Source organism: Halovivax sp., assembly GCA_007119345.1.
In the GTDB taxonomy this organism is placed as follows: domain Archaea; phylum Halobacteriota; class Halobacteria; order Halobacteriales; family Natrialbaceae; genus Halovivax.
In genome coordinates, this window is the sequence record SKPV01000080.1 from 1 (window position 1) to 7,319 (window position 7,319).

General features: G+C 69.3%; 7 protein-coding genes and 1 pseudogene. 1 reads left to right on the plus strand and 7 read right to left on the minus strand.

The features are described from left to right. The 3 genes from QZT59_RS05580 to QZT59_RS05590 form a co-directional block, all read right to left on the minus strand. Window positions 1-669 (minus strand): SDR family NAD(P)-dependent oxidoreductase (locus QZT59_RS05580; RefSeq protein ID WP_290812552.1); only part of this gene is annotated, 669 nt, incomplete at its 3' end. Continuing rightward, window positions 669-1,559 carry a 3-keto-5-aminohexanoate cleavage protein gene (locus QZT59_RS05585; RefSeq protein WP_290812554.1) on the minus strand — a complete coding sequence of 297 codons (891 nt, stop codon included), beginning with the start codon at window positions 1,557-1,559 and terminating at the stop codon, window positions 669-671. The genes QZT59_RS05585 and QZT59_RS05580, both read right to left, overlap by 1 nt. After that, window positions 1,556-2,362: an enoyl-CoA hydratase-related protein gene (locus QZT59_RS05590; protein WP_290812556.1), complete on the minus strand. Its 807-nt coding sequence runs from the start codon at window positions 2,360-2,362 to the stop codon at window positions 1,556-1,558. The genes QZT59_RS05585 and QZT59_RS05590 overlap by 4 nt, the downstream gene beginning before the upstream one ends. 310 nt (window positions 2,363-2,672) lie before the next feature. Here QZT59_RS05590 and QZT59_RS05595 point away from each other — a divergent pair, with 310 nt between their 5' ends. After that, the gene (locus QZT59_RS05595) at window positions 2,673-3,089 is read left to right on the plus strand and encodes an RDD family protein (RefSeq protein ID WP_290812558.1); all 417 of its coding nucleotides are present in this window, start codon (window positions 2,673-2,675) and stop codon (window positions 3,087-3,089) included. A 447-nt stretch (window positions 3,090-3,536) separates the two neighbouring features. Here the strand turns inward: QZT59_RS05595 and QZT59_RS05600 are convergent, their stop codons facing one another. From QZT59_RS05600 to QZT59_RS05615, 4 genes and pseudogenes are all read right to left on the minus strand, one after another. Continuing rightward, the gene (locus tag QZT59_RS05600) at window positions 3,537-4,727 is read right to left on the minus strand and encodes a M20 family metallopeptidase (protein WP_290812560.1); all 1,191 of its coding nucleotides are present in this window, start codon (window positions 4,725-4,727) and stop codon (window positions 3,537-3,539) included. A 6-nt stretch (window positions 4,728-4,733) separates the two neighbouring features. Further along, window positions 4,734-5,657 (minus strand): diaminopimelate epimerase, encoded by a 924-nt coding sequence (gene dapF, locus QZT59_RS05605; protein WP_290812562.1) that lies wholly within the window; start codon window positions 5,655-5,657, stop codon window positions 4,734-4,736. Then, window positions 5,654-6,988: a diaminopimelate decarboxylase gene (gene lysA, locus QZT59_RS05610; RefSeq protein ID WP_290812564.1), complete on the minus strand. Its 1,335-nt coding sequence runs from the start codon at window positions 6,986-6,988 to the stop codon at window positions 5,654-5,656. Before lysA ends, dapF begins: the two co-directional genes overlap by 4 nt. Before the next feature lie 61 nt (window positions 6,989-7,049). Further along, window positions 7,050-7,319: pseudogene (locus QZT59_RS05615) on the minus strand (2,3,4,5-tetrahydropyridine-2,6-dicarboxylate N-succinyltransferase); the annotation flags it as partial.

The window sequence follows — 7,319 nt, forward strand, 5'->3', positions numbered from 1 at the left end:
CATCACGCCCTCGGTGGCGATCACGCCCGGGGCGACCGTGTTCGCCCGCACGCCGTGCTCGGCCCATTCGGCTGCCACCGTCTGCATCAGGTTGTGGACGCCGGCCTTGCCGGCCCCGGAGTGGGCGTGGTAGGGCGCGCCCCGAACCGAGTTCGTCGCTCCCATCGAGAGGATGGCGCCGCCGCCGCGCTCGATGAGGTGATCGCCCGCCGTGAACGTGCAGTTGGCGGTGCCGTCGAGGATGGTGCCGACGACCGACCGCCAGCCGTTCGGAGACAGTTCCTCGGCGGGCGCGAGAAAGTTCGCGCCGGCGTTGTTCACCAGGATCGAGAGGTCGCCGAGCTCGTCGAGGACAGTTTCGACCATCGTCTCGACCTCGTCGGGCTCGCGGACGTCGACGGTCGTCGCGCAGGCGTCGGCGCCCCGAGCCTCGAGTTCGTCGACGACCGGTTCGAGGTGATCGATCGATCGACTCGCGATCGCCACGTCGGCGCCGTGGTCGGCGTAGGCGAGCGCGAGCGCCCGACCGATGCCGGTGCCGCCGCCGGTGACGAGCGCCGTCTCGCCCGCGAGGAGGTCGTCGGCGAACAGGTCGGTGCTGGGGGGCGTTTCGGGAAACGTCTGCGGCTCGTCGGCATCCCCGGGGCACGCCTCCTCACCGGTGCCCATTAGGCCACCCCCAGAATCTCGCGGGCCTCGTCGGGCGTCGCCGGCTCGCGACCCAGCTGCCGGGCCATCCTCGCCGCCTCGGCGACGAGCGCCGCGTTGCCGTCGGCCATCTCCCCGGAGGGCAAGTAGAAGTTGTCCTCGAGACCGACGCGGACGTTGCCGCCCATCGAGAGGGCGGCCGCGACGAGCGGCCACTGGTCGCGACCGATGCCGATCACCTGCCAGGGGGCATCGTCGGGCAGCTGGCGCACCTGGTGGGCCAGGTTCTCGACCGTGGCGGGAATCCCGCCGAGGACGCCCATGATGAGACTCACCGTGTAGGCGTCCCCGAGCAGCCCCTCCTGGCGGAGCGGGCGCATGTTGCCGATGTGGCCGGTGTCGAAACACTCGAGTTCGGGGACGACGCCCGCCTCGGTCATGCCCTCCACGAGTTCGGTGATCTCCGAGAAGGGGTTCTCGAACACCATGTCGAACACGTATTCCCCGCGGCGCTCGGAGTACTTCGCGTAGTTCATCGATCCCATGTTGAGCGCCGCCACGTCGGGGCCGACGCCCTGGACGTAGTCGAGGCGGTCTTCGACGGGCGTCCCCATCGCGCCGGTCGAGAAGTTGCAGACGATGTCGGTGCGGTCGCGCACCTCGTCGTAAATCGCCTGGTACGTGTCGGTCTCGAAGGTGGGCGCACCCTCCGGCGTCCGGGCGTGGACGTGGGCGACGGCGGCGCCGGCCTCGCGGGCGGCGGCGGCCTGCTCGGCGATCTCCTCGGGCGTGTACGGGATCGCCGGACACTGATCGCGCGTCGTCAGCGCGCCGGTTAGCGCCGCCGAGATAACCACCCGCAGGGGGTCGTTGCCCTTCGTCGACGCCTGGCGCGCGTAGAACTCCGTCACGGCTCTCGCCCCCGCCACTCCGGCTCTCTGTCGGTGAGGAAGGCGTCGATCCCCTCCTCGGTCTCGTCGCTCATCGCGATGAGCGCGATCATCTCCTTGAGATACGAGAGCGCCGCGCCGAACTCCATCCCGCGCTGTGCGTAGTAGGCCTCTTTGCCCATCGCGATCAGCACGGGGCTGTTGGCCGCCAGGGTGTCGAGGAGCGCCTCGAGTTCCTCGTCGAACGTCTCCGACGGGTGTACATCGGTGACGAGCCCGATCCGGTGGGCCTCGACGGCGTCGATCCGCTCACCCGTAAACAGCAGCTTCAGGCCGGCCTTCTCCGTCACCGTTCGCATGATCGGCGCCATCGCCTGAGCCGGAAAGAGGCCGATTTCGACCTCGGGCGTCCCGAACGTCGCGTCTTCACTCGCGACGACGAACTCGCAGGCGGTGGCGAGCCCGAGCCCGCCCGCCAGACAGTGGCCCTCGACGGCGGCCACGGTCAGCGCGTCGGTGGCCTGCAGCCGCTCGACGAGTCCGGAGAGGGCGCCGAACCCCTCGCGGTAGTCCTGGGCGCCCTGACCGATCGGGAACTCGCTCATGTCGCCGCCAGAGCAGAACGTTCCGCCGGAGCCACGGATGACGACGACGCGAGCGGGTCCGTCGTCGGCCGCGACGAGAACCCCGTGCAGACCCGTCATCACCGCCTCGCCGAGGGCGTTGCGCCGCTCGGGCCGGTCGATCGTCGCCTCGATGACCAGCTCGTCGTCGCTCACCCGCACTGTGAGGGCCTCGTTCGAGAGCGCCTCCGCGTCGGTCACGCTCGCTCACCCGCCGGCGTCGGGTGCACGCATCCCTTCGAATCCCCGTTCCGCAAGCGTCCGGTGCAGTCCGTCCGGAATCCGCCCTGCTGAACCGCTCGTTTGTGAACTGCCATGTGGCCTCAATGATCGTACACCGACGTAAAACGTATGACGGACAACGAAATCGGCGGCACGATGGCCGAGCGAACCAGGCGAAGTGAGTGGTCGGTGACCGAAGACTGCCCAGCCACAGCACACATTAAATATTTTAATATTTTTAAATGCGAAAGTAATCAACCTTTATGATGGGGTATCCACGTTTCCAACTATGGCAACTGAAAGCCTGGAGTACGCGGGATTGGGCAGCAGGGCAGTCGCGCTCATCATCGACTCGATCCTGATCGGTATCGTCGGCGCAATGATCGTCGTCACCTTATTCGGTCTGCCCGGTGGAGGCTGGTTTTCCACGCCGAACCTTGCCCTCATGGGCATCGGTCTCGCCTATTTCGTCGCGCTCGAGGGCGCTAACAACGGACAGACGCTCGGCAAGTCGCTCGTCAATATTCGGGTGACCACCGCGAACGGCGACGATCTCGACTTCGAGGGGGCGGTCATCCGCAACGTCCTGCGGATCGTCGACATGCTCCCGTTCTTCTACATCGTCGGAATTATTCTGGTTGCGGCGAGCGACGAAGAACAACGGCTCGGTGACATGGTCGGAAAGAGCGTCGTTGTCAAGGCCTGAGCCGGCGAGATCCGCTATTGTGCGACCGGTCGGCGAAGCTAACTCGACGCGAAATTTTAGAATCAGCAAGCCGAGGTGAGTAGACGTTCGAGAGGCCGACGTCACTCGTGACCGTCGGAGGCGTCGGCGTGCTGGCGGGCTATCTCGACGTCGACTTCGCTGGCGAAAGCGACGACGCCGAACCCGTCGAGAGCGACCACGGACCACCCGAACGCGAGTGTTCAGTCGCGGTTGGCGATCTCGCAACTACCGGCCGAGTGCCGGACGCCGATCCGCTCGCAGCTCACGACGGCGAGTGGCGATACGAACTCGATGACCGGGTTTGGAGGCCGCCGGTGGTCGCCGGGACGGCGATCGTCGACGGCTGGCTCCACGTCGCCGCCGGCGACGAACCGGCGAGCGGTTCCGGAGCGCCATCGGACCGTCGAACTCGTTACCGAACAGCGGTTAGCCCGCCGGGTGGACGAACGCGCGAGCCGTCCCCTCGAGTGCAGTCGCCGCCCGCTCGACCGACTCCACGGTGACGTACTCGCGGTCGGCGTGAGCGACGGCGCCGTCGTCGTCCGCCAGCACGCCGGGCCCGAAGACGACCGTCGGCACCCGTGCGGCGAAGTAGGCGGCCTCCGTCGCCGCGGTAAACGGGCGCACGTCGCCTCCGGCGTGATCGGCGAGAGTGCTGACCAGCAGCTCGTCGGCGTCGGTCGCCCAGGCCTCGAGAAACGGCGTCGGGCGGTCGGTGAACTCGAAGTCGACGTCGACGGGCGCCGTCAGCTGCTCGTGGAGGTGCGCGAGCAGCGCGTCGCGAAAGTCCTGGGCCGTCTCCGGCGGGACGCTCCGGCGGTCGACAGTCAGCCGGCAGTCGGCCGGCACCTGATTGGTCGCCTCGCCGCCGGCGACGACCGTCGGCGTCAGCGTCGGCGCGCCGAGTTCCGAGTGTCGGTCTGGCGTCCCCGGCGCTTCACCGAACGTCCGGAGGGCGCGAAGCACCCCCTCGAGGGCCGCGACGGCGTTTCGCCCCGAGTCGGGTTCGGCGGCGTGGGCGTTCGCTCCGGTCAGTGTGATCGTTCCCTCGAACCGGCCCTTCGCGGCCGTGCAGACGTCGAGGCCGGTCGGCTCGCCGACGATCACGCCGTCAGCGACGTGGATCGGTGACGAGTGGTCCGTGACGAGCGCGTGGGCACCCGTCGACAGCCGCTCTTCGTCGGGCGTCAGCGCGAGTGTCAGTCGGCCGGCGCCGGGATCCGTCCGGAGAAACGCCGCCAGCATCGCCGCCAGCGGTCCCTTGGCGTCGCACGACCCGCGCCCGCAGAGTCGCTCTCCGTCGTCACGCCACCCGAGGGGGACGTGGGGCGTCACCGTGTCCAGGTGCGTGTTGAACAGCAGGTGCGGGGGCTTGGTCGAACTCTCCGACCGACCGGCGACCCGGCTGTCATCAGCACTACCGGCGTCGGTGGCCGTTCCACGCGAGGCGATCAGGTTCCCCGCGTCGTCGACGCGCGAGTCGACGCCGTACGTCGCCAACGTCTCGACGACGAGATTGTGCATCTCCTCGACGTTCTCGTGAGAGGGCGTCGCCACCGCCCGTTCGAGAAAGTCGATCGGGTCGAACGCGGACCTGTCAGGTGCACCGGTCGACACGACGGCTCACCAGGACTCCGCGACCGAAATCTCGTCACCGAACTCCCTGACGACGGCACCCTCGAGGAGTGCCCGATCAGAGGGCGTCCACGAAACCCGGAGCTCGCCACCCGGCGGGCGAACCGTGACTGCGTCGACATCGGTCAATCCGAGCCGCCGCGCGACGGCCGCGACCGCCACTGCGCCCGTCCCGCAGGCGTCTGTCTCGCCCTCGACGCCGCGCTCGTAGGTCCGCTGGCGGAAGCCGCCGTCGGCCGGGCTCGCCAGCGTGACGTTCGTTCCGCGAGGGAAGGCGTCCGCGTGACGGATCGGTGGTGCAACCGCCTCGAGCGCGATCGAGTCGACGTCCTCGACGAGTACGACGGTGTGGGGAACGCCCGTGTCGACGGCGGTCACGGTGAGCCCGGCCCAGTCTTCGGGTCTGGTGCGTTCGCCCTCGTGGTCCGTTCCGATGATCGCGGTGTCGTCGGTCACTCCGAGCTCCTCGACCGCTCGCTCGACAACCGGCCCGTCCGCGTCGATCGGAACGTCCGCGGGAGCGAACGACGGTCGACCCATCTCGATCGCGATCTCTTCACCCGCTCGTTCGGCGCGCCGGGAGCCCGCCTGCGTGTCGACCATCACCCGCTCGGTGCCGGTTCGTTCCATCGCCCAGGCGGCCGCACAGCGGGCGCCGTTACCGCACATCGGCGCCGTCGAGCCGTCCGGTTGAAAGAGCGTCATCACGACGCGCGGCGTCCGGGTCTCGGTCTCGAGGGCCAGAAAGAGAACGCCATCGGCACCGATTCCGGACGTCCGATCGCAGACGCGTTCGGCGAAGGCTCGCCGATTGGGAACCCGATCGCTGGCGTCGACGACGACGAAGTCGTTGCCGGTACCGTGGTACTTCTCGAACGGGATCGGATCGAGGTCGGAATCGGTCTCACTCATCGGTCCACCTCCGGTGGTGCGGTCGCTCCGGCCGTGGCCTCCTCAACGCGTCGCTCGAGGCGGCTCACGTCGGCGAGCGGCTCGCGACGGCGCGCGAGCCGCGCCTCCCCGTCCGCGATCGTCACCGACGCCGGTCGTGGCCGAGAGTTGTAGGTACTCGCCATCTCGTAGCCGTAGGCGCCCGCGTTGCCGATCGCGAGTAGGTCGCCGCGGCCGATCCGTGGGAGGGGACGGTCGGTACAGAAGACGTCCGCGCTCTCGCAGATCGGTCCCGTAATGGTCTGCCGAACCGTTTCGCGATCGTCCGCACCCGCTGCGAGCGACCGGATCGGGTGGTACGCGTCGTACAGCGCGGGCCGCAGGAGGGTCGTCATCCCGGCGTCGACGCCGACGACGATCGTCCCGGGCGCCTCCTTCACCGTGTTCGCCGCCGTCAGGAGGACGCCCGCGTCGGCGACGAGGTAGCGACCGGGTTCGAGCATCAGGCGCGCGTCGACCTCGCCGAGCGCTTCTCGGGTGGCGGCGGCGACCCCTTCGAGGTCGATTGGCGGCTCATCCTCATGATAGGGGACGCCGAACCCGCCGCCGACGTCGACGAACTCCAGGTCACCGACCGCTCCCGCGACCGCTCTGGCGAGGTCCCTGACCCGCCCCACGAACTCCCGGTGGGCCTCGAGGGCGTCGCCCGAGACGCCGGATCCGACGTGCGCGTGGATCCCGACGACGTCGAAGCCGCGGTCGGCGGCGTCGGCCAGCGTTTCGACGGCCCGCTCGGCGGGGACGCCGAACTTCGCGTCGGCGCCCGTCCGAACCTTCTCGTGGTGACCCGCGCCGATGCCGGGGTTCACCCGGAGACAGAGCCGGCCGTCGTAGCCGCGGTCGGCGAGTCGGTCGATCGTGTCCGCTGCGCCGGCGGTGATCGTCAGGGCGTCGTCCTCGGCCGCCGCGTCGACGACGTAGTCGAGGTCTCGACCCGGCGGGTTGACCGCTGTGTAGTGGATCCGGTCGGCGGGGACGCCAGCCGCGAGCGCGCGGTGTACCTCGCCTGCCGACGCGCACTCGACGCCGGCACCTTCGTCGGCGAGCGTCGCGAAGACCTCACCCAGCGCGTTGGCCTTGGCGGCGTAGTAGATCTCCACCTCGGGAAACGCCGCGGCGAGTCGGCGATAGTTCGCCCGGACCCGATCGAGGTCGAGGACGTACAGCGGCGTCTCGAACTCGTCGGCCAGCTCGCGGAGCAGGACTGCGTCCCAGTCGGCGAGCCGGCGGACGGCCGGGCCGGTCTCGGCGTCGGAGGGAGCAGTCTCGGCCGTCCCGTCTGGGTCGGTCACGACCCACCTACCTCCGCCCGTCCGCGGCCACTCGGCCGTCCACCGGCCCCCGCCCGTCCGCTCATTCGCGCAGCACCTCCTCGCGTTCCGTCGCCCCCAGGGTTCGGTCCTCGAGGTCGGTCGCGACGACCGCCGGCTTGTAGGCGCCGCCGTCGAAGAGGTCGTGGTCGCCGATCGACGACTCGACGAAGCGGGTGAACGCCCGCCGTTCGGGTGGCAACTCGCCGTAGAGCACCGTCTCCTCGACGAGGTCGTACACCGGAATGCGCGGGGTGAGGAGGGTGTTCTCGCCGACGACGCAGTTCTCGCCGACGACGAAGCCCGACGTGAC

Excerpts from the sequence above, each read along its gene's own strand:
- QZT59_RS05595 (WP_290812558.1), top strand. The coding sequence starts at position 2,673 with ATGGCAACTGAAAGCCTGGAGTACGCGGGATTGGGCAGCAGGGCAGTC.
- dapF (WP_290812562.1), bottom strand. The coding sequence starts at position 5,657 with ATGAGTGAGACCGATTCCGACCTCGATCCGATCCCGTTCGAGAAGTAC.